Below are 22,465 nucleotides of genomic sequence, written 5' to 3'. Positions count from 1 at the left end.
TTGCACGCGCCGTCAATGCTGTGCGCGCGCAGCTCCCATGAAAGCGTGGGCGCGCGCAAATTTGCCGTTGTACTTCGGAACGGTTCTAATAAGCTAACCTAATGACGTCATTCAGAAACCAGATCGACGCGCGTTAAGCGTTCGCCAAGCTCAAAAAAGGCCGCGGGGTCTTTGAGCCTGCGCGGACAGGGTAGGAATGAAACCGACCGATATTGCGGCCCCCGACTACTTTCACAAAGTGGTCGATTGCCAATGGGCCTGTCCTGCGCACACCCCGGTTCCCGAATATATCCGACTGATCGCCCAGGGCCGTTACAGCGACGCCTACATGATCAATTGGAAATCGAACGTGTTTCCCGGAATCCTGGGACGCACCTGCGATCGTCCATGCGAACCGGCGTGCCGGCGCGGGCGCGTCGAGGAAAATCCGGTCGCGATCTGCCGCCTCAAGCGCGTCGCCGCCGACTTCAAGGACGACATCAGGCAGCGCCTGCCGCGGCCATCGCCGAAGAACGGCAAGCGCGTCGCGCTGGTCGGCGGCGGGCCCGCGTCGCTGACGGTGGCGCGCGATCTGGCGCCGCTCGGCTATCACTGCACCGTGTTCGATGCCGATCCGGAAGCCGGCGGCATGATGCGCACGCAGATCCCGAAATTCCGCCTGCCCAATTCCGTGATCGACGAGGAGACCGGCTACATCCTGGGCCTCGGCGTCGAGTTCAAAGGCGGTCGCCGCATCGAGAGCATGAAGGCGCTGCTCGCGGAGAAGTACGACGCGATCTTCGTCGGCTCCGGGGCGCCGCGCGGCCGCGAGCTCGACATCCCCGGCCGGAAGGAAGCAGCCAGCAACATCCATATCGGCATCGAATGGCTGGCCTCGGTCTCGTTCGGCCATACCGACAAGATCGGCAAGCGCGTGGTCGTGCTCGGCGGCGGTAACACCGCGATGGATTGCTGCCGCACCGCGCGCCGGCTTGGCGGCGAGGACGTCAAGGTGATCGTCCGCTCCGGATTCGAGGAAATGAAGGCCTCGCCCTGGGAGAAGGAGGATGCGCTCCACGAGGACATTCCGATCCTCAATTTCATGGTCCCCGTCGCCTTCATCCATGACAACGGCAAGCTCACCGGCATCACCTTCCAGAAGGTGAAGGCCGAGTACGATGCCAAGGGCCGCCGCAACCTCGTCCCCTCGGGCGAGCCGGACCAGACCATCGCGTGCGACGACGTACTGGTCGCCGTCGGCCAGGAGAACGCCTTCCCCTGGATCGAGCAGGATTGCGGCATCGAGTTCGACAAATGGCACATGCCCAAGGTCGACCCGAAGACCTTCGTCTCGACCAATCCAAGAGTGTTCTTCGGCGGCGACGCCGCGTTCGGGCCGAAGAACATCATCTGGGCGGTCGCGCACGGCCATGACGCCGCGCTGTCGATCCACAAGATGCTCTCGGGCGAGGACATCACCGAGCGTCCGCTGCCCGACGTGCAGGTCTCGTCGCAGAAGATGGGCATCCACGAATGGAGCTATGACAACGACATCTCGGTCGACAAGCGCTACAAGGTGCCGCATCGCGATAAGGTGATCGCGCTGAAGGACATCCGCGCCGAGGTCGAGCTCGGCTACGACGTCAAGCTCGCGCTCGGCGAAGCGCATCGCTGCCTGAACTGCGACGTGCAGACGGTGTTCTCCACCTCGCTCTGCATCGAGTGCGACGCCTGCGTCGACATCTGCCCGATGGATTGCATCACCTTCACGGGTAACGGCGAGGAAAGCGACCTGCGCCAGCGCCTGAAGGCGCCATCACTCCATCCCGACCAGGATCTCTACGTCTCCAGCGACCTCAAGACCGGGCGGGTGATGGTCAAGGACGAGGACGTCTGCCTGCATTGCGGGCTGTGCGCCGAGCGCTGTCCCACCGGAGCCTGGGACATGCAGAAATATTTCATCGAGATGACCCACGCAGGTTCGACATGTCCGACAAAAAGCCGATCAGCAGCGTAAACGACTTCGTCGTCCGCTTCGCCAACGTCAACGGCTCGGGCTCGGCCAGCGCCAACGAGATGTTCGCGCGCGCGATCCTGCGCCACGGCGTTCCGGTCTCGCCCCGCAACATCTTCCCCTCCAACATCCAGGGCCTGCCGACTTGGTACGAGGTGCGGGTGACCGAAGACGGCCATCTCGGCGCCCGCGGCGGCGTCGACATGATGGTGGCGATGAACCCGCAGACCTGGGACAAGGACGTCGCGGGCATCGAGCCCGGCGGCTACCTGTTCTACGATTCCACCAAGCCGATGCCGTCGACCAAGTTCCGCGACGATATCACCGTGATCGGCGTGCCGCTCACCGCGATCACCAACTCGACCTACACCGATCCGCGCCAGCGCCAGCTGTTCAAGAACATCATCTATCTGGGCGCGCTCTCGGCCCTGCTCGACATGGATCCGAAGCTGATCGAGCAGTTGATCGGCGAGCAGTACAAGGGCAAGGAGAAGCTGCTCTCCTCCAACGTCCACGCACTGCATCTCGGTCGCGACTGGGCGCTGCAGAACCTGAAATGCCCGATCGGGCTTCGCGTCAAGAAATCCGACAAGGTCGGCGACCGCATCTTCATCGAAGGCAACAGCGCCGCCGCGCTCGGCGCGGTCTATGGCGGCGCCACCGTGTGCGCCTGGTATCCGATCACGCCGTCCTCGTCGGTGGCCGAGGCCTTTACCGCCCATTGCAAGAAGTACCGCCACGACCCTGAAACGGGCAAGGCGAAATACGCGATCGTGCAGGGCGAGGACGAGCTGGCCTCGATCGGCATCGTGATCGGCGCGTCCTGGAACGGCGCCCGTGCCTTCACCGCGACCTCAGGTCCCGGCATCTCGCTGATGACCGAGTTCATCGGCCTGTCGTATTTTGCCGAGATCCCGGCCGTGATCATGAACATCCAGCGCGCCGGCCCCTCGACAGGCATGCCGACCCGCACCCAGCAATGCGACATCATCGCCTGCGCCTATGCTTCGCACGGTGACACCAAGCACGTGCTGCTGTTCCCGGAAGACCCCGCCGAAGCGTTCGAGTTCGCAGCCGCCGCCTTCGATCTCGCCGAGCGGCTGCAGACCACGATCTTCCTGATGCTCGACCTCGACATCGGCATGAACCACCGGCTCTCTCGCCCGCTGAAGTGGGACGATGCCAAGCAGTATGACCGCGGCAAGGTGATGACCGCGGAGATGCTGGATGAGGGCCGCGACTTCGGCCGCTATCTCGACGTCGACGGCGACGGCATTCCCTATCGCACCTATCCCGGCACGCACCCGACCAAGGGCTCTTATTTCACCCGCGGCACCTCGCGCGACCGCTATGCGCGCTATTCCGAGGAGGGCTCGGTCTACGCCGACAACATGCAGCGCCTGATGCGCAAGTTCGAGACCGCGCAGGACCTGGTGCCGCGGCCGCTGCAGGCCAATGCGGAACGGCCGACCAAATATGGCGTGATCTATTTCGGCTCGACCTCGCCGGCCATGGACGAGGCGATCGGCCTGCTGGAAGCACGCGGACATCAGCTCGACCGGCTGCGCATCCGCGCCTTCCCGTTCCACTCGAGCGTCGCGAGCTTCCTCGCCGAGCACGACTTCGTCTACGTGGTCGAGCAGAACCGCGACAGCCAGCTGCGCCAGCTCATCGTCAACGAGAACGGCATCGATCCCGTTCGCCTCGTGCCGATCGTGCATTACGACGGCACCCCGATCACCGCCCGCTTCATCGCCAAAGCCATCGGCGACCACCAGGATCACCTCAAGGTGACCCCGCTCCGCAAGGCCGTGTCATGACCTACATCGCCAAACCGAAATTCCATCATCCGGGGCTGAAGCCGAACGAGCTCGGCTACACGCGCCGCGATTACGAGGGCAAGATCTCGACGCTGTGCGCCGGCTGCGGCCATGACTCGATCACGGCTTCGATCATCGAGGCCTGCTACGAGCTGTCGATCGAGCCGCACCGGGTGGCGAAAATCTCCGGCATCGGCTGCTCCTCGAAGACGCCGGATTATTTCCTCGGCAATTCGCACGGCTTCAACTCCGTGCACGGCCGCATGCCCTCGGTGCTCACAGGCGCCAACCTCGCCAACCGCGATTTGATCTATCTCGGCGTTTCCGGCGACGGCGATTCCGCCTCGATCGGCTTCGGCCAATTCGCGCATTCGATCCGGCGCGGCGTCAACATGACCTATATCGTCGAGAACAACGGCGTCTACGGCCTGACCAAGGGCCAGTTCTCCGCGACCGCCGATCGCGGCTCGAAGAGCAAGAAGGGCGTCACCAACACCGACAACGCCATCGACCTCGTCGCCATCGCGCTGCAGTTAGGGGCTACCTTCGTCGCGCGTTCCTTCTCCGGCGACAAGACCCAGCTGGTGCCGCTGATCGCGGCCGCGATCCGCCACAAGGGCGCCTCCTTCATCGACGTCATCAGCCCCTGCATCGCCTTCAACAACCACGCCGGCTCGACCAAGAGTTTCGACTATGTCCGCGAGCACAACGACGCGGTGAACCGGCTCGACGTGCTGGTCGGCCGCGACCCGATCGCGGTCGACTACGCGCCCGGGACGGTGCAGGTGGTCGAGCAGCACGACGGCAGCAAGATCGCCCTGCGCAAGATCGACGCGGACTACGATCCGCATGACCGGCTGGGCGCCCAGACCTTCCTCGCGCGGCACGCCGCCAAGGGACAGATCGTCACCGGGCTTCTGTATGTCGACCCCGAGGCGGAAGACCTGCACGAGCACCTCAACACGGTCGAGACCCCGCTCAACGCGCTGGAAGCGGACACGCTGTGCCCGGGCTCAGCGGTGCTGGACAAGATCAACGCCAGCCTGCGGTGATCATTTGCTCCGCGCTGAAGCCGACGGCCTGACGCGGATCGTAATCTTCTCCGACACGATCGGCGGTGCAAACGGATAGTGCTTGGCATCGCCGAGCACCAGCTGGAGCGTGTGCGTGCCCGGCGCAAGCTCAAGCATGGTTTCGGTCTGCCCTGCGCCGAAATGCAGGTGCGACTTGTCTTGCGGGATCGGCTCATTCGGATCGATAGGGTTTTTGACGTCGACCAGCAGATGATGATGGCCGGCGTTCTGGTAGTCGTCGCCAGCATGCGTCACGCCCATGTTACGCAAGCCGAACCGGACCCAGAAGCCACCGCGAACCTTCTGCCCGTCATGCGGCGTGATGAAATAGAGCTTGGCGTCCTTGGGCGCAGCCTTGCCTTGCGAACAGGCCGAGCCCGGTAGCAACGCGATCGCGACTACCAGCGCGACACAGGCAATGATCTTCATCAAACTTACTCCAGCACTTACGGACTGAGTGCGACACGGAATCCATGTGTGGGGTAACGGACATTGGTGTCGTAACCATCGCGGTTTGACGGCCGCACATATCTCGAATCGTTCTTCCAGGAACCCGAGCGGAGAACATGAGAGCTGCAGTCGCCGCTGCTCCATGCCGAGCCGTCACCCGGCGCGCCCTGATAGGTCTTATGCCAGCAGTCCTCGACCCACTGATCGATGCCGCCGCCCATGTCATAGAGCCCGAATGGATTGGGTTTGAAGCTGCCGACCTTGGCCGGCTGCTCGGCCGCAAGATCACCGCAATCCTTGCACCCGGCCATGCCCGGCTGGAGCTTGTCGCCCCACCAGTATCTCGTCTGCGTTCCGCCGCGCGCCGCATATTCCCATTCGGCTTCGCTCGGAAGGCGGTAAGGCTTCTTCGTCGTCTGCGCGAGCCAGGCGGCATATTGTTGCGCGTCGGCCCAGCTCACATTGCTGACGGGAGCATCGTCCTTGCCGGGCGCCGTGAATCCGCACGCCCTGGCGGCGGCGCATTCGTTCCACTCCTGCACCGTCACCGGATATTTCCCGATCGAGAACGGCTTGATCGCGACCTGGTGGACAGGCCGTTCGGTCGGGTCGTCATTGCTCCCCATCGCGAAGCTTCCGCCGCGAATGGCGATCATCTCGGGTTCGCGAGGCGGCGTCGCCGATGGGCTGGGCGCCGGCGACGGCGAGGGAGGGGCAGAAGCCAATGATGGGGAGGGTTGTGGCGTCTGCGTCGCTGCCTCTTGCGGCGACGCGGCCGGGGCAACGGTGGGCGTGGCGGCCTGCTCGTTGATCCTGCCGGGCTGCGCCAGCAAATACCAGAGCACGCCGGTCGCGATAATCAGCAGCGTGATGGCCAAAAGGAAAATAAGGGTATTTTCGCGCCGGCCGCGCGTGCTGCCGACCGCATCTGCATCCGGCAGCACGCGATAGACACGCACCGGGTCGGTGATGTTCTTGACTTTGCGGTCTCCGAGCGACTCATAGCCGCACACCACCTTGTGCTTGATCTGCTCGTAGATCGCGCCTGAGATATAGACCTGACCGGGCTGCGCAATGCCTTCGATACGGCTGGCAATATTGACGCCGTCGCCGTAGATATCGTCCGGCTCTACGATCACGTCGCCGAGATTGACGCCGATCCGGTATTCGAGGCGCGAATGCTTTGGAAGCGAGGCATTGCGGCCGATGAGGTTCTGCTGGATCACGATGCTGCAGCGAACGGCCTCAACAGGGCTATCGAAAATCGCGATGAAGCCATCGCCCGTCGTCTTCACCAGACTTCCATGGTGCTCGATGATGCTGGGCTGGATGATATCGCGCTCGATCCGCTTGACGCGGACATGCGTCCCCTCCTCGTCCGCTTGCATGATGCGGCTGTAGGAAGCGATGTCACCGACAATGATCGCGGCGAGACGGCGAGGCATGGAGCCGTGTGGCGGCGGCTCATCCTGATTGCCGGATCTGAAGTTGCGAATTTCGCCCATGCGGGGGACTCCACAAGCTTACAAGGCAGCCCCAGCTTACGACCGCCAAAGGCGGTCGTCTGTGAAGGCTACCACATTGACGAACCGAGACAATGTCGCCGCCATCGCCGACATCGAGTTCCGGAGAAATCAAGGAGCGCACCAGTTGAACCTTCTTAATCCCATCAATGACTAAGGCCCGGCGTGAGACGACGGCCCCGAGTTCGTGCGGGGATAGTCGCAGGGGTGACCGTGCCGAAGGCTTGAACGCCGTGCGCTGGCGCCGCGACTAATGGCAGGCCTGCGCCGCCCTGCCGCGGCGGGCCATAGCCGCCAGGCGCCCGGTGCGATCATGAAGCTTGCTCTTATCCTTCCGCTTGCCCTTGCCGCATTCATCGGCGCCGCCCAGGCCGAGGAAGGCGACGACATCCGCGAGGCCAGCAAGGCTGAATCCGAGGGCTTCAATGCGCGCATGTATGCGGGCAAGCCGGGCGACAAGGCCTATGCCTGCTTCGTCCGCCGCTACGACACCGACCATCTGGCGCGGCATCCCAAGCAGAAGGTCGCCGCGATGAAGCTGCTGATCTCGGCGGAACTGGACAAGGAGGACAAGGAACTGCACCATTCCTTCCGCCTCGGCTTCGGGTACCGTCACCGCAGCGGCAATTTCGACTCCAGCGGCTCGTGTAACCACGCCGTGTTCACCAGGAATGGCAGCGAGGTGCGCCTCGGCTGCGGCGTCGATTGCGACGGCGGCGGCATCGGCGTTGCGCTCTCCAAGGACGACAAGGCGGCGATCGTGCGGCTCGAGCGGGTACGCGTCTGGCAAAACAACAAGCCGGACGATGAGGCCGAACATGCGCTGGTCGGCGGCGCCGACGACAGGATCTTCCGGCTCGATCGCACCGAGACAAGCGAATGCGCTTCGCTGGTGACCGACCGCAAGGAGCTCGCCGCGCTGCGCCACAAGTGATACTGTCCGGCATCGTCGCTTTCGGGGAGGCCGCCATGAATCGCCGCAACATCTTGTGGAGCGCCGTCTCGGCACTTGGCGCCGCGTTCGGCGCCTCACGTGCGCAAGCGGCCACCGATGCCGGCCCGGGCAACAAGCTCAAGGTGGTCTATCACCTCAGCGACGCCGAGAAGGTGAATTTCGTGCTGGGCAACATCCAGAACCATATCGACGGCGTCGGCGGCCCCGAACATGTCACGATCGCACTGGTGATCCACGGACCGGCGCTGAAGGCGTTTCATTCGGCGCAAGCCAATCCCGACATCAGCAGGCGCGTCAGTGATTTCTCCAAGGACGGCGTCGAGCTCGCCGCCTGCGGCAACACGATGAAGGCGCAGAACGTCACGCTGGCGGATTTGTTGCCCGGCTTCGTCAACCTGGAGAAGGGCGGCGTGGTTCGCATCGCCGAGCTGCAATCGCAGGGCTATTTGTATCTGCGGCCTTAGGAGTGCGCGCGGGACTGAAGTTCCCCGCATTGCGAACGCAGCGACTTGTCCGCCGAAGACTTGGCGAAGGCGGAAGCAATCCAGATTTTTCTCCGCGGAGACAGACTGGATTGCTTCGTCGCAAGGGCTCCTCGCAATGACGCGGAGAGGGCTGCGCCAGCCATCGCCGCAGCCTCCCATCGTACTTGACTACCCATAACTCACCAGTTATAGATCAATCCATAACCTCCCAGTTATGGATCGCCATGTCCCCCGCCCCCGATATCCTGTTCAGGACGCTCGCCGACCCTACGAGGCGGGCGATCTTCGAGCGTCTGTGCCGCGAGGGCGAGCAGACGGTCGGGGCGCTGACGGTGCGATCCGGGGTGTCGCAGCCGGCGGTATCGAAGCATCTCGGCGCGCTGAAGCAGGCTGGCCTCGTGCGCGACCGCCATGAGGGACGCCAGACCCACTACAGCGCGCAGCCCGGCGCGCTCAATCCGCTGATCGACTGGACCAGCCAGATGTCGTCCTTCTGGCAGCGGCGGCTCGACGCGCTCGACGATCTCCTGAAGAGGATGGACCAATGACCGAAGCCTCACGCCAGACGCGCTCAGTGGTGGTCGAGCGCGAATTTGCCTATCCCGCCGAGCGGCTCTGGCGCGCGCTGACGCAGCCGCACCTGATCGAGGAATGGCTGATGAAGAACGACTTCAAGCCTGATGTCGGCCATCGCTTCAACCTGCGCGGCGAATGGGGCGGCGTGCTGGACTGCGAGGTGCTCACCATCGAGCCGCAGAAGACCCTCGCCTATACCTGGAATTTCTCGCATGAGGACGCCGCCTTTGACCTCAAGAGCGTCGTGACCTTCACGCTGACGCCGACCAGCGCGGGCACGCATCTGCGCGTCGAGCAGGCGGGATTCAGCCCGACGCAGAAGCAGGCCTTCGGCGGCGCGCATGCCGGCTGGAAGCAGTTTTTGGCCAAGCTGGACGAGGTGCTGGCGCGCGGGGACTAGCTCGTCCGCCGTGTCCATTTCCAAACATTCGCAAGGGAGGATCCGATGAGCACGCAGATGTGGATTCGGCAAATTCATCGTTGGCTGTCGATGGCTTTCACGCTGGCCGTCGTCGTCAACATCGTCGCGATGGTCATGCAGCTCCAGGCCGTGTGGATCGGGATCCTGGCACTCGTGCCGCTGATTCCGTTGCTCGCGACCGGGCTGTATCTGTTCGCGCTGCCCTATCTCGGCCGCAGCAACGCGTGAGGCGGGAGGATGAAGAAGTCCGTGACTGCTAAGAAGACCGGCGCGACGGAAGCGAACGGGCTTTCGCCCGCCAAGCTGATCGACGGCAGGATCAAGGAGCTGGGCGACTGGCGCGGGGACATGCTGAAGCGGATCCGTGCCCTGATCAAGGAAGCCGACCCTGACGTGGTGGAAGCGTGGAAATGGCGCGGCGTTCCCGTGTGGGAGCACGACGGCATCATCTGCACCGGCGAGACTTACAAGCAAGTGGTGAAGCTGACCTTTGCCAAGGGCGCGGCACTCGACGACCCCTCAGGCCTGTTCAATTCCAGCCTCGACGGCAACGTGCGGCGCGCGATCGACATTCGCGACGGCGAGACAATCAACGAGAAGGCGCTGAAGGCGCTGATCCGCGCGGCGGTGGAGCTGAATGCAGCGAAGAAGAAGCCGGGGAAAATGTCTACCTAGGTGCGATGTATCGGCGTGAGCTCCTGAGCCGCCGCGGGCTCAACCTCTCCCGCTTGCGGGAGAGGTCGGCGCGTAGCGCCGGGAGAGGGTTCTCTCCTCTGGGGGAGTCCCACTGCGGAAATACCCTCTCCCCAGCCCTCCCCCGCACGCGGGGGAGGGGGCGCACCGTCATCGGCGCGCGAGCTGACGCTCAACCCAAGTGAGCGCTTGGCAACAGCGAAGCCGCCGTCACGCCACAGCGGCGGGGATCGGGCGCGGGCTCACGACGTATTCGCGCAGGACCTTGTCGTTGGAATCGACCTCGATCAGCGCGACGTCGTAGGTCCAGAGATCGGCGAGGTGCTGCAGCACGCGCTTGGCATCGGTCTCGTTGAGCTGCGCGCCCTTGATGACGTGGTGATGCAGGATCAGGCGGCGGTCGCCGGAGAGATCGACGTCGACCACCTCGATATTGGCGTCGATGTAGCCGACATCATGCTGCCGTGCCAGCTCGCGGCGGACACGGCGGAAGCCGCGCTCGTCGTGGATGGCGTCGACCCTGATGCCGGCACGCTCCTCGGGATCGTCGTGCAGGTGGAACATGCGGAAGTGCCGCATCAATTTGGGGCTCAGGAACTGAGCGATGAAGCTTTCGTCGCGATAGTTGGCCCAGACGTCGCGCAGCACGCCCATCACGTCGTTCTTGCCGGCGATGTCGGGGAACCATTCGCGGTCCTCGTCCTCCGGCCTGGTGACGATACGCTCGATGTCCTGCATCACGGCGAAGCCCAGCGCGTAAGGGTTGAAGCCGGAGAAGCGCGGATCGTCGAACTCGGGCTGGAACACCACATTGGTGTGCGAGCCCAGGAATTCGAGGAAATTGCCGTCGGTGATGCGGCCCTGCTGGTGCAGCTGGGTCATGATGCGATAGTGGACGTAAGTCGCCGTCCCCTCGTTCATCACCTTGGTCTGGCTCTGCGGATAAAAATATTGCGCGATGTGGCGGACGATGCGCAGCAGCTCGCGCTGCCACGGCGCCAGCCGCGGCGCGCTCTTCTCCAGGAAGTAGAGCAAATTCTCCTGCGGCAAACCGAGCAGCTTGCGGCGGCGCTCGATGCTGAGCGCAGAGCGGGTCTTGCTCTTGCCGGCCGGCACGGTGCGCCAGAGGTCGTTGAAGACCTCTTCCTCGTGCTGACGGCGGCGCCCGGCCCGCTTCTCCTCGGCGCGCAGATCGAGCTTCTTCTTGCCGGGATAGCGGTCGATGCCGTGCGACATCAGCGCGTGCGCGGCGTCCAGGGTGCGTTCGACCTCGATACGGCCGTAACGCTCTTCGCACTGCATGACGTAGTTCTTGGCGAAGTCGAGATAGTCCAGGATGCCGTCGGCGTCGGTCCACTGCTTGAACAGATAATTGTTCTTGAAGAAGTGGTTGTGGCCGAAGGCGGCGTGCGCGATCACCAGGGTCTGCATCGTCGCCGTGTTCTCCTCCATCAGATAGGAGATACAGGGCGAGGAGTTGATCACGATCTCGTAGGCGAGGCCCATCAGACCCTTGCGGTAGGACGCCTCGTGGAAGGCGAAATGCTTGCCGAACGACCAGTGCTTGTAGAACAGGGGCATGCCGACCGACGAATAGGCGTCCAGCATCTGCTCGGCGGTGATGACCTCGATCTGGTTCGGATAGACGTCGAGCCCGAGATCCTTCAGCGCCACCTCCTCGCAGGCATCGGTGATGCGCTGCAAGGTGTGGAAGTCCCAATCGGCGCCTTCGAACAATCGTTCCGTCATGGAGCGGCCTTCTCCCGGGACGTTTCGCGGCGCTGGAACAGATCGTGGAACACCGGAAAGATCTCGCTGCGCTCCGAGACCTTGCGCATCGAAAGCGGCGCGCCGCTGTTGCGCAGGCGCTCATAGAGGCTCCAGAGCGAGGAGTCGGAGAGATCGAAGGCGCTGCCGCCGGACTCCCCGACCTCGAGATAGGCAAAGAACTGGCAGACCGGCAGGATCTTGTCGGTCAGCAGCATGCCGGTGAGCTCGCCGTCGGAATAGGAATTGTCGCCGTCGGAAGCCTGCGCGGCGTAGATATTCCAGTCCGACGGGTTGAAGCGCTCGCGCACGATCTCGTGCATGGCCTGCAGGGCGCTGGAGACCAGCGTGCCGCCGGAGGCCGGGCCGTAGAAGAAGGTCTGCTCGTCGACCTCCTCGGCGCGGTCGGTGTGACGAATGAAGACGATCTCGACGTGCTTGTAGCGGCGCTTCAGGAACACGTAGAGCAGCATGTAGAAGCGCTTGGCGAGATCCTTCATGTGCTCGGACATCGAGCCCGAGACGTCCATCAGGCAGAACATCACCGCCTGGGCCACCGGCCGCGGCACCGTCTCGAAGCGGCGGTAGCGGATGTCGAGCGGGTCGATGAAGGGAATGCGCTTGGATTTCGCCTTGAGCTTTTCGAGCTGCGCGAGCAGCACCTCACGCTCGTCCTCGTCGGTGCAGGCCGCGATCGCAGCTTCCAGCTCTTCGATCTCGTCCTTGCGCGGACGCTTGAGCGCGATGCGGCGCGCCAGCGCGAGCTTCACCGTCCGGCTCACCGAGATGTTGGCGGGCGAGCCCGACGTGGTGTAGCCGGCACGCTGGATGCCCTCGCTCTCGGTCTGTGCGATCTTGCGCTTGGCAAGATCCGGCAGCTCGAGATCGTCCAGGAACAGATCGACGAATTCGTCACGGGACAGCACGAAGCGGAACGCGTCCTCGCTGTCGTCCTCGCCCGGGCCGGAATCCTTGGCGCGGCCCTGGCCGGAGCGCTGGAGATAGTCGCCCTCGATGAACTTCTTGTTGCCGGGCAGCACCATGTCGCGCGTGCCGCCCTCGCGGCGGAAGCGCGGCTCGTGCATGCCGTCGAGGGGGATCGTGACCTCGCCCCCCTCCAGGACGTCCTTGATGTCGCGCTCCTGCGAGGTCTTCTTGACGGCGCCCTGCACCAGCGATTTGGCCCGACGCAAGAACCGCTGGCGGTTCTCAAGACTCTTGCCGCCTGGATTCAGGCGCCTGTCAATAATGTGAATGGGCACTTTACCATTCGCCTCCCATCCGCCTCAACCGGCCTGCTTCACGCGCATGTACCATTCGACGAGCCGGCGAACCTGACGCTCGGTGTAGCCACGCTCCACCATGCGTGCGACGAATTCGCCATGCTTCTTCTCCGTCTCGCCGTCCTTCTTCGACCCGAAGGAGATGACCGGAAGCAGGTCCTCGACTTGGGAGAATATCCTCTTTTCGATCACGTCGCGAATCTTCTCGTAGGAGGTCCAGGTCGGATTCTTGCCGCCGTTCTGGGCCCGCGACCGTAACGAGAATTTGACGACCTCGTTGCGGAAGTCCTTGGGGTTGGCGATGCCCGCCGGCTTCTCGATTTTCGTCAGCTCCTGGTTCAAAAGCTCGCGATCGAGCAGCTGGCCGGTGTCGGGATCCTTGAAGTCCTGGTCCTCGATCCAGGCGTCGGCATAGTCGACGTAGCGATCGAACAGGTTCTGACCGTAATCCGAGTAGGATTCCAGATAGGCCTTCTGGATCTCGTTGCCGATGAACTCGGCATAGCGCGGCGCCAGATCCGCCTTGATGAATTCGAGATAGCGCTTCTCGACCTCCTCCGGCAGTTGCTCCCTGCGGATCGCCTGCTCCAGCGCGTACATCAGATGCACGGCGTCGGCTGCAACCTCCTGCGGGTCGTGGTTGAAGGTCGCAGCGAGGATCTTGAAGGCGAAGCGGGTGGAAACGCCGTCCATGCCCTCGTCGACGCCGGCGGCGTCGCGATATTCCTGAACGCTGCGCGCCTTCGGGTCGGATTCCTTCAGGCTCTCGCCGTCGTAGACCCGCATCTTGCCGAACAGGGTGGAATTCTCGTGCTTGCGCAGGCGCGACATCACCGAGAACCGCGCCAGCGTCTCCAGCGTCGAGGGTGCGCAAGGCGCCGCGGCGAGCTCGGAGCCCTGGATCAGCTTCTCGTAGATCTTCTGCTCTTCGGTGACGCGCAGGCAGTACGGCACCTTGATGACGCAGATGCGGTCGATGAAGGCCTCGTTGTTCTTGTTCGCCTTGAAGCTCGCCCATTCAGCTTCGTTGGAGTGCGCCAGGATCACGCCGGTGAACGGGATCGCGCCGATATTCTCGGTGCCGATGTAATTGCCTTCCTGCGTCGCGGTGAGCAGCGGGTGCAGCATCTTGATCGGCGCCTTGAACATCTCGACGAACTCGAGCACGCCCTGGTTGGCGCGGTTGAGGCCGCCGGAATAGCTGTAGGCGTCGGGATCGTTCTGGGCGTAGGTCTCGAGCTTTCGGATGTCGACCTTGCCGACCAGCGAGGAGATGTCCTGGTTGTTCTCGTCGCCGGGCTCGGTCTTGGCGATCGCGATCTGGCGCAGCCGCGACGGCTGGATCTTGGCGACCCGGAACTGGGAGATGTCGCCGCCGAACGCTTCCAGCCGCTTGTAGCACCACGGGCTCATCAACCCGGTGAGACGCCGGCGCGGAATGCCGTATTTCTCTTCCAGCATCGGGCCGAGCTGATCGGGATCGAACAGGCTGAGCGGGCTCTCGAACACCGGCGAGAGTTCATCGCCGGCCTTGAGCACGTAGATCGGATGCACTTCCATCAGCGACTTCAGCCGCTCGGCGAGCGAAGACTTGCCGCCGCCGACCGGCCCGAGCAAATAGAGGATCTGCTTGCGTTCCTCCAGGCCCTGCGCCGCATGGCGGAAGAAACCAACGATGCGCTCGATGGTTTCTTCCATGCCGTAGAAGCCGGCGAAGGCCGGATAGGTCCGGATTGTGCGGTTCAAAAAAATACGGCCAAGGCGTGGGTCCTTGGCCGTGTCAATCGTTTGAGGTTCACCGATCGCCGCTAGCAATCGTTCGGCCGCGTTCGCGTATTTCATGGGATCGCTTCGACACGATTCCAGATATTCCGCCATCGACATGTCGTGCTGGCTTCTCGCCTCGAACGACCGAGCGAAAGCGTTGAATAGAGAATCGTTGTACATGATCCCTCTCCGCGTGAGTTCCGCTACAAGCTGAAACGAAAGCAGTTACCGGACCGTTCCTCAGGCCGTTTCGAATCAGCGTGAGCACATGACGATCATTGGACACCCGGGTGCCGACACGACGCAACGCACAACGTAGGCACTCGTTGAGTTACGAACAGGCACCTGCCCGTATTTTGTGCGAATCTCCGTCTATATTGGCTCATTTCCAGAAAATGTCACTCGGTCGCAACATCCGGGCCTTACCGGGGATCCGTTCATCCGGCGTTGCAGCATGGCGAGCCGCCAGCGGCGATCTTATGACGCTCGTAGGGCGAAGCCTTGAGCGCAGCTTTGAGAGCCGCGTTCATCTCCTGCTGCAATGCGGTGCACAGCGTGCGCGTCGCCACGCAGCACTGTATCAAGTCGACTGCCAAGTCGTCCAACCGGATGGACGCTCCGATCGTTCTGCGCGGATCAAGTTGAGGATACGGCGGGATGGCCGCTTCAAGTCGAGCGTCGGCGTCAGCGCGATCATCTGGTGCCCGCGGCGCCGTTCAGCAGAAACTTCGGCAAGCGAATTCAGGGCGAACCGACGTTGCTCGACTGGCCTCGGCCGAGCTTTCGGCCGACGACTTTTTACGCAACAGGGCTACTGCCGCCGGGATCGCCATGATCGCGGCGGAGTTACACCGGAGGGTAGGACGCCTGTACCCTTGATTGGTTCCCTCCCGGGAGCATGTAAGCTAGAGGATAGCGCGGCAGGACTGGCGCGGAAACCCCTCGCCCGCAGGCTTGGAGATAAATAAGCATCATGAATCCCGTCAAAGAACTGGAAAAGCACGGACAAGCGGTCTGGCTGGACTTCCTGGCCCGTGGCTTCATCGCCAAGGGCGACCTGAAGCGGCTGATCGACACCGACGGCGTCAAGGGCGTCACCTCCAATCCCTCGATCTTCGAGAAGGCGATCGGCAGCTCGGACGAATACGATGCCCCGATCGGCAAGGCGCTGAAGCGCGGCGACCGGACCGTGGCCGATTTGTTCGAGACTGTGGCGGTCGAGGACATCCAGAACGCCGCCGACGTGCTCCGCCCGGTCTATGACCGCCTCAAGGGAGGCGACGGCTATGTCAGCCTCGAGGTCTCGCCCTATCTCGCCATGGACACATCGGGCACGGTCGCCGAAGCGCGGCGGCTGTGGAAGGACGTCGGCCGCAAGAACCTGATGGTGAAGGTGCCGGCGACGCCCGAGGGCTTGCCGGCGATCGAGACGCTGATCGGCGACGGCATCAGCATCAACATCACGCTGCTGTTCTCCAGGGCGGTCTATCTTCAGGTGGCCGAAGCCTACATCGCCGGCCTCGAAAAATACGTCGCCGGCGGCGGCGACCCTGCGCATGTCGCGAGCGTGGCGAGCTTTTTCGTCAGCCGCATCGATTCCGTGGTCGACAAGCAGCTCGACGACAAGATCGCCCGCGCCAACGACCCGTCCGAGAAGGAGCGGCTCGCAGTGCTGAAGGGCAAGGTCGCGATCGCCAATGCCAAGGTCGCCTACCAGGACTACAAGCGCCTGTTCGCAGGTCCCCGCTGGGACAAGCTCGCCGCCAAGGGCGCCAAGCCGCAGCGCATGCTGTGGGCCTCGACCGGCACCAAGAACAAGGATTACAGCGACGTCCTCTATGTCGAGGAGCTGATCGGCCCGGACACTATCAACACGGTGCCCCCGGCGACGCTGGACGCATTCCGCGACCACGGCAAGCCGCGCGACAGCCTGGAAGAGAACGTCGATGACGCCAGGCGCGTGCTGGAAGAGCTGGAGCGCTCCGGCATCTCGCTCGACGCCATCACCGAGGAGCTGGTCAAGGACGGCGTCAAGCTGTTCGCGGACGCCGCCGACAAGCTCTACGGCGCGGTCGCCCACAAGCGCGCCACCGTGCTCGCCCCCGCGCTCGATCGGCAGCTTCTCTCGCTCGGCGATGGCCTCGGCAAGGCCGTGGCCAAGAGCATGGAAGAATGGCGCGCCTCCGCCAAGATCCGCCGGCTGTGGCAGCGCGACAAGTCGGTCTGGACCGGCACTGATGAGGACAAATGGCTCGGCTGGCTCGACAGCCCTGCCAAGGCCGACGTCGCCGATTACGAGGATTATGCGGGCCGCGTGAAGGGGCAGAAATTCTCCGACGCCGTCGTGCTCGGCATGGGCGGATCGAGCCTCGGCCCCGAGGTGCTGGCCGAGACCTTCGGCAAGAAGCCCGGCTTCCCGAAGCTGCATGTGCTTGACTCCACCGATCCGGCCGAGGTGCGCGCCATGGAGGCGAAGATCGACATCGCCAACACCGTGTTCATCGTCTCGAGCAAGTCCGGCGGCACCACCGAGCCGAACGCGATGAAGGATTATTTCCATCAGCAGGTTGCCAAGGCGGTGGGTGCGAAGGTGAAGACCGGCCATCGCTTCATCGCGGTGACCGATCCCGGCTCGTCGCTGGAGAAGGCGGCGAAGAAGCTGAACTATGCCCGCATCTTTCACGGCGAGCCGTCGATCGGCGGCCGCTATTCGGTGCTGTCGCCGTTCGGCCTGGTGCCGGCGGCAACCGCCGGTATCGACGTCAAGACCTTCGTCAAGCATGCGCTCTCGATGGCCCGCTCCTGCGGGCCGGACGTGCCGCCGAGCGAAAACCCGGGCGTGCAGCTCGGCCTTGCCATGGGCCTGGCCGGCCTCGAGGGTCGCGACAAGGTGACGATCCTGGCCTCGAAGAAGATCGCCGATTTCGGCGCCTGGGCGGAGCAGCTGATCGCGGAATCGACCGGCAAGGAAGGCAAGGGCCTGATCCCGATCGAGGGCGAGCCGCTGGGCGATCCCAGCGTCTACGGCAACGACCGCTTCTTCATCGACATCCGCGTCGAGGGCGAAGCGGACGCCGCACACGATTCCAAGCTCGCCGCCATCGAAGCGGCCGGCCATCCCGTGGTGCGCATCGTCATGAAGTCGATCGACCATCTCGGCCAGGAGTTCTTCCGCTTCGAGATGGCAACGGCTGTGGCGGGCTCGATCCTCGGCATCAACCCGTTCGACCAGCCCGACGTGGAAGCGGCCAAGATCAAGACCCGTGAGCTCACCGCTGCGTTCGAGAAGACCGGCGCGCTGCCGGAAGAGCAGCCGGTGATCAGCACCGATGAGGCCGATCTCTACACCGACGAGGCCAACGCCACGGCGCTGCGCGCCGCCGGCGCCAACGGCGACCTCACCTCCTGGCTGAAGGCGCATCTGTCACGATCCAGCGACGGCGACTATGTCGCGCTGCTCGGCTACATCGCGCGCGACAAGGCGACGATCGACGCGCTGCAGGCGATGCGGCTAGAGGTGCGCGAGAAGCGGCATGTTGCGACCTGCGCCGAATTCGGGCCGCGCTTCCTGCACTCGACCGGACAGGCCTACAAGGGCGGACCCGACAGCGGCGTGTTCCTCCAGATCACGGCCGATGATGCCAAGGATCTCAAGGTGCCCGGCCAGAAGGCAAGCTTCGGCGTGATCAAGGCGGCCCAGGCGCGCGGCGATTTCGACGTGCTGACCGAACGCGGCCGGCGCGCGCTGCGCGTGCACCTGAAGGGCGGACTCACGAAGGGCCTCGCCGCGCTCAATGCGGCGCTCAACGACGCGCTGAACTAAGGAATATTGCCAATGCAACTCGGCATGATCGGCCTCGGCCGAATGGGCGGCAACATCGTTCGCCGCCTGATGCGCCAGGGACATTCGACCGTGGTCTACGACAAGGACGCCAAGGCGGTCGCGGGTCTCGCCGCCGACGGCGCGGTCGGCTCGGCAACGCTCGAAGAGTTCGTTTCGAAACTGGAGCGGCCGCGGACGGCCTGGGTGATGCTGCCTGCGGGGCACATCACCGAGACGACGATCGAGACGATCGCAGGCGTGATGCAGGCAGGCGACGTCATCATCGACGGCGGCAACACCTTCTGGCAGGACGACGTCCGCCGCGGCAAGGCGCTGAAGGAGCGCGGCATCCACTATGTCGATGTCGGCACCTCGGGCGGCGTCTGGGGCCTCGACCGCGGCTATTGCATGATGATCGGCGGCGAGAAGACCGTGGTCGACCGGCTCGATCCGATCTTCGCTGCGCTCGCGCCCGGCGCGGGTGACATTCCGCGCACCGAAGGGCGCGAGGGCCGCGATCCCCGCATCGAGCAGGGCTATATCCATGCCGGCCCCGTCGGCGCCGGCCATTTCGTCAAGATGATCCACAACGGCATCGAATACGGCCTGATGCAGGCCTATGCCGAAGGCTTCGACATCCTCAAGAACGCCAACATCGAGGCCCTGCCGGCGGATCACCGCTACGATTTCGATCTGGCCGACATCGCGGAAGTGTGGCGGCGCGGCAGCGTGATTCCGTCCTGGCTGCTCGATCTCACCGCCACGGCACTCGCCGACAGCCCGCAGCTCTCGGAATATTCCGGCTACGTCGAGGATTCCGGCGAAGGCCGCTGGACCGTGAATGCCGCAATCGACGAGGCGGTGCCGGCCGAAGTCCTGACCGCGGCGCTTTACACACGTTTCCGTTCCCGCCGGGAACACACCTTCGCCGAGAAAATTCTCTCCGCGATGCGCGCGGGGTTCGGCGGCCACAAGGAGCCGAAGCAACCGGGCACCAAGCCGAAATAAGACGTAACAAGCGAAGGCTCATCATTCGTGACAAAAGACCCGCAGCCCAAGCGCAAGCCGGAAAATTGCGCCTTCGTCATCTTTGGCGTGACCGGCGACCTCACCCACCGGCTGGTGATGCCGTCGCTCTACAATCTCGCCGCCGAGAACCTGTTGCCGGAAAAGTTCTGCGTCGTCGGCGTCGGCCGCAAGAATCAGTCCGATGACGAGCTGCGCCACAGCCTGATGAAGGGCTTGCGCGAATTCGCGACGCGACCGGTCGACGACGACGTCGCGACACAGTTGCTGCAATGCGTCACCTTCGTCGAGGCCGATCCGAAGGACCCGCCGTCGTTCGACCGCCTGCGCGAGCATCTGGACTCGCTGGAGTGCTCGCAAGGCACCGGCGGCAACCGCCTGTTCTACCTTGCCACCCCGCCGGCCGCGTTCGCGCCGACCGCGCGCGAGCTCGGTCGCACCGGTCTGACGAAGGAGAACGGCGCCTGGCGGCGGCTGGTGATCGAGAAGCCGTTTGGCACCGACCTCGCTTCGGCGCGCGCGCTCAACGCCGAGCTCCTGAAGATCATGGAGGAGCACCAGATCTACCGGATCGATCATTATCTCGGCAAGGAGACGGTGCAGAACATCCTGGTGCTGCGCTTTGCCAACGGCATGTTCGAGCCGATCTGGAATCGCAACCACATCGACCACATCCAGATCACGGTGGAGGAGAAGCTCGGCGTCGGCCATCGCGGCGGCTTCTACGATTCGACCGGCGCGCTCCGCGACATGGTGCCGAACCATCTTTTCCAGCTGATGTCGCTGGTCGCGATGGAGCCGCCGGCGCGTTTCGATGCGCATTCCGTGCGCTCCGAGAAGGCCGAGGTGCTCACCTCGATTCAGCAGCCGAGCCGGGAAGAAGCCTTGAGGAATTCGGTGCGTGCGCAATACCTCGCAGGGCAGATCGGCGACGAGGAGATTCCGGACTATCGCAAGACCGAAGAGGTCAAGCCCGGCAGCACCACCGAGACCTATGTCGCGCTGAAGCTGATGATCGACAATTGGCGCTGGGCCGGCGTGCCCTTCTATCTGCGCACCGGCAAGGCGCTGGCGCACAAGCGCACGGAAGTTGCGATCAAGTTCAAGCAGGCGCCGCTGTCGATGTTCTCGGGGACGGCGATCGACCGCCTGTCGCAGAATTTCCTCACCATCGGCATCGCGCCGACCGAGACCATCGAGCTGCAGTTCAACGCCAAGATTCCGGGGCCGAGCGTCACCATCGACGGTGTCGAGATGAAGTTTCGCTATGGCGACTATTTCCGGGCCGATCCCTCGACCGGCTATGAGACGCTGATCTACGACTGCATGATCGGCGACAACATCCTGTTCCAGCGCGCCGATGGCATCGAGGCCGGATGGCAGGCCGTGCAGCCGTTCCTGGACGCCTGGAAAAGCGCGGGCACCAACGGCATCGAGACCTATGAAGCCGGCAGCGACGGGCCGAAATGCGCCGACGAGCTGCTGCGGCGCGACGGGCGAAGCTGGCGGAAGTTTTCGTGATGGCGGCGGCGGCCCTGCCGAAGCTGATCGTGGAGGCGGACGCCGAGGCCCTCGCCCGCGCCGCGGCCGAGCGGGTGATGGCACGGATCGCGGCCAATCCCGGCCGCATCGCGATCTGCCTGACCGGCGGCTCCAGCCCGAAGAAGCTCTATCAATTGCTCGGCAGCGAGGCCTGGCGCGGCAAGATCCCGTGGCAGCGCGTGCACTGGTTCATCGGTGACGAGCGCTTCGTCCCCGCGAGCGATCCCCTCAACAACATGGCGGTCGCGCGCGCGACGTTCCTCGATCGCAATGCAGCCTCGAGCCACATTCACCCGATTCCGACCGCGACCGAGACTCCTGAGCAGAGCGCCGAGGCCTATGCGCGCGAGCTGCAAGCCTTCTACGGCTCCGACCGCCTCGATCCCTCGCGCCCGCTGTTCGATTTGGTCCTGATGGGCGCGGGACCGGACGGCCACACCGCTTCGCTGTTTCCCGGCTTCCCCGAAATCGAGGAGACCGAGCGCTGGGTCGTTGGGGTGCCCAGGGCCAATGTCGCGCCTTTCGTGCCGCGGGTCTCGCTCACCCTGCCCGCTTTGGCGTCCTGCCGCGAAATGTTGTTCGAGATTGCCGGGCACGACAAGCAACCGATCTTGACGCGCCTCCTCAATGGCGAGACCTTGCCGGCCTTGCGCGCGCGCTCGGCTGGCGAGACCGTCTGGCTGGTCGACAGGGCCGCGCTTCCGGAGGGCATTCGTGGGCCGCGTTGAAGCACCTTGTGCGTTGATCGTGATGGGCGTGTCGGGGTCGGGCAAGAGCACGATCGCCGAAGCGCTCGGCCAGCGGCTCGGCTGGCGCTTCGAGGACGGCGACAGCTTCCATCCCGCCAGCAATGTCGAGAAGATGCGGGCCGGCCACCCGCTCACCGACGAGGACCGCTGGCCCTGGCTCAATGCCATCGCCGACGAGATCGGGCGGGTCTGCGGACGCGGCGAGCACATCATCATCGCTTGCTCGGCGCTGAAGCACGCCTACCGTGACGTGCTGCTGCGCGGGCGCGACGATGTCCGCTTCGTCTTCCTGAAAGGCACCAGGGAGCTGATCGCCGCACGGCTCGCGCACCGCAAAGGCCACTTCATGCCACCCGGGCTGCTGACGAGCCAATTCGAGACGCTGGAGCCGCCGGAGGCGAGCGAGCACGTCATCACCGTTTCGATCGACGAAACCGTCGAGGCGATCGTGGACGGCATCGTCCGGCAACTGAAACTGGGCGGCACGAACCGCTGAGGCGCGAGCAACGTTAGGTCCTG

Annotated in this window: 19 protein-coding genes; 14 read left to right on the top strand and 5 right to left on the bottom strand. The window is 64.0% G+C overall.

Annotated elements, in window-relative coordinates; all coding sequences use genetic code 11:
* Positions 1-196 precede the first annotated feature (196 nt).
* Genes DCM79_RS25830 through DCM79_RS25820 form a run of 3 tightly spaced genes read left to right on the top strand, consistent with a single transcriptional unit; the run spans position 197 to position 4,865 of the window.
* On the top strand, positions 197-1,996 hold the full coding sequence (locus DCM79_RS25830; RefSeq protein WP_257176933.1) for an FAD-dependent oxidoreductase: 1,800 nt from the start codon (positions 197-199) through the stop codon (positions 1,994-1,996).
* Positions 1,966-3,813, top strand: coding sequence for a 2-oxoacid:acceptor oxidoreductase subunit alpha (locus tag DCM79_RS25825; protein ID WP_257176932.1), 1,848 nt, complete (start codon positions 1,966-1,968; stop codon positions 3,811-3,813). Before DCM79_RS25830 ends, DCM79_RS25825 begins: the two co-directional genes overlap by 31 nt.
* Complete coding sequence (locus tag DCM79_RS25820) at positions 3,810-4,865, top strand: 2-oxoacid:ferredoxin oxidoreductase subunit beta (protein ID WP_257176931.1); 1,056 nt, start codon at positions 3,810-3,812, stop codon at positions 4,863-4,865. The genes DCM79_RS25825 and DCM79_RS25820 overlap by 4 nt, the downstream gene beginning before the upstream one ends.
* Here the strand turns inward: DCM79_RS25820 and DCM79_RS25815 are convergent, their stop codons facing one another.
* Both DCM79_RS25815 and DCM79_RS25810 read right to left on the bottom strand, forming a co-directional pair.
* Positions 4,866-5,315, bottom strand: coding sequence for a DUF4399 domain-containing protein (locus DCM79_RS25815; RefSeq protein ID WP_257176930.1), 450 nt, complete (start codon positions 5,313-5,315; stop codon positions 4,866-4,868). It lies immediately after the preceding gene.
* A gap of 17 nt (positions 5,316-5,332) precedes the next feature.
* Entirely contained in the window at positions 5,333-6,841 is a 1,509-nt protein-coding gene (locus DCM79_RS25810; protein ID WP_257176929.1) for an SUMF1/EgtB/PvdO family nonheme iron enzyme, read from the bottom strand.
* 331 nt (positions 6,842-7,172) lie between these two features.
* Here DCM79_RS25810 and DCM79_RS25805 point away from each other — a divergent pair, with 331 nt between their 5' ends.
* From DCM79_RS25805 to DCM79_RS25780, 6 genes are all read left to right on the top strand, one after another.
* The gene (locus DCM79_RS25805) at positions 7,173-7,793 is read left to right on the top strand and encodes a hypothetical protein (protein ID WP_257176928.1); all 621 of its coding nucleotides are present in this window, start codon (positions 7,173-7,175) and stop codon (positions 7,791-7,793) included.
* 35 nt (positions 7,794-7,828) lie between these two features.
* The gene (locus DCM79_RS25800) at positions 7,829-8,278 is read left to right on the top strand and encodes a DsrE family protein (RefSeq protein WP_257176927.1); all 450 of its coding nucleotides are present in this window, start codon (positions 7,829-7,831) and stop codon (positions 8,276-8,278) included.
* A 245-nt stretch (positions 8,279-8,523) separates the two neighbouring features.
* Positions 8,524-8,847, top strand: coding sequence for a helix-turn-helix transcriptional regulator (locus DCM79_RS25795; protein WP_126255144.1), 324 nt, complete (start codon positions 8,524-8,526; stop codon positions 8,845-8,847).
* The gene (locus tag DCM79_RS25790) at positions 8,844-9,275 is read left to right on the top strand and encodes an SRPBCC domain-containing protein (protein WP_257176926.1); all 432 of its coding nucleotides are present in this window, start codon (positions 8,844-8,846) and stop codon (positions 9,273-9,275) included. Before DCM79_RS25795 ends, DCM79_RS25790 begins: the two co-directional genes overlap by 4 nt.
* A 45-nt stretch (positions 9,276-9,320) precedes the next feature.
* On the top strand, positions 9,321-9,524 hold the full coding sequence (locus DCM79_RS25785) for a hypothetical protein (protein ID WP_257176925.1): 204 nt from the start codon (positions 9,321-9,323) through the stop codon (positions 9,522-9,524).
* 9 nt (positions 9,525-9,533) lie between these two features.
* The gene (locus DCM79_RS25780) at positions 9,534-9,971 is read left to right on the top strand and encodes a DUF1801 domain-containing protein (RefSeq protein WP_257176924.1); all 438 of its coding nucleotides are present in this window, start codon (positions 9,534-9,536) and stop codon (positions 9,969-9,971) included.
* A 228-nt stretch (positions 9,972-10,199) separates the two neighbouring features.
* Here the strand turns inward: DCM79_RS25780 and DCM79_RS25775 are convergent, their stop codons facing one another.
* The 3 genes from DCM79_RS25775 to DCM79_RS25765 are packed head-to-tail and all read right to left on the bottom strand — an operon-like array spanning position 10,200 to position 14,986.
* Positions 10,200-11,738, bottom strand: coding sequence for a SpoVR family protein (locus DCM79_RS25775; RefSeq protein WP_257176923.1), 1,539 nt, complete (start codon positions 11,736-11,738; stop codon positions 10,200-10,202).
* Positions 11,735-13,012, bottom strand: coding sequence for a YeaH/YhbH family protein (locus DCM79_RS25770; RefSeq protein WP_257180847.1), 1,278 nt, complete (start codon positions 13,010-13,012; stop codon positions 11,735-11,737). Before DCM79_RS25770 ends, DCM79_RS25775 begins: the two co-directional genes overlap by 4 nt.
* Positions 13,013-13,042: 30 nt before the next feature.
* On the bottom strand, positions 13,043-14,986 hold the full coding sequence (locus DCM79_RS25765) for a PrkA family serine protein kinase (protein ID WP_257176922.1): 1,944 nt from the start codon (positions 14,984-14,986) through the stop codon (positions 13,043-13,045).
* A 793-nt stretch (positions 14,987-15,779) separates the two neighbouring features.
* Between DCM79_RS25765 and DCM79_RS25760 the strand changes: the two genes are divergently transcribed.
* Genes DCM79_RS25760 through DCM79_RS25740 form a run of 5 tightly spaced genes read left to right on the top strand, consistent with a single transcriptional unit; the run spans position 15,780 to position 22,442 of the window.
* The gene (locus DCM79_RS25760; protein ID WP_257176921.1) at positions 15,780-18,629 is read left to right on the top strand and encodes a bifunctional transaldolase/phosoglucose isomerase; all 2,850 of its coding nucleotides are present in this window, start codon (positions 15,780-15,782) and stop codon (positions 18,627-18,629) included.
* 12 nt (positions 18,630-18,641) lie between these two features.
* Positions 18,642-19,637, top strand: a complete 996-nt coding sequence (gnd, locus tag DCM79_RS25755) for a phosphogluconate dehydrogenase (NAD(+)-dependent, decarboxylating) (protein ID WP_257176920.1) — start codon at positions 18,642-18,644, stop codon at positions 19,635-19,637.
* A gap of 27 nt (positions 19,638-19,664) precedes the next feature.
* Positions 19,665-21,176, top strand: coding sequence for a glucose-6-phosphate dehydrogenase (gene zwf, locus DCM79_RS25750; protein ID WP_257176919.1), 1,512 nt, complete (start codon positions 19,665-19,667; stop codon positions 21,174-21,176).
* A complete protein-coding gene (pgl, locus tag DCM79_RS25745) occupies positions 21,176-21,925 on the top strand; it encodes a 6-phosphogluconolactonase (protein WP_257176918.1) in 750 nt (249 codons plus the stop codon). The genes zwf and pgl overlap by 1 nt, the downstream gene beginning before the upstream one ends.
* Positions 21,912-22,442, top strand: a complete 531-nt coding sequence (locus DCM79_RS25740) for a gluconokinase (RefSeq protein ID WP_257176917.1) — start codon at positions 21,912-21,914, stop codon at positions 22,440-22,442. The genes pgl and DCM79_RS25740 overlap by 14 nt, the downstream gene beginning before the upstream one ends.
* Positions 22,443-22,465 lie beyond the last annotated feature (23 nt).

This window comes from Bradyrhizobium sp. WBOS07 (assembly GCF_024585165.1).
GTDB lineage: Bacteria > Pseudomonadota > Alphaproteobacteria > Rhizobiales > Xanthobacteraceae > Bradyrhizobium > Bradyrhizobium japonicum_B.
This window is presented reverse-complemented; position numbering and strand designations above follow the sequence as displayed.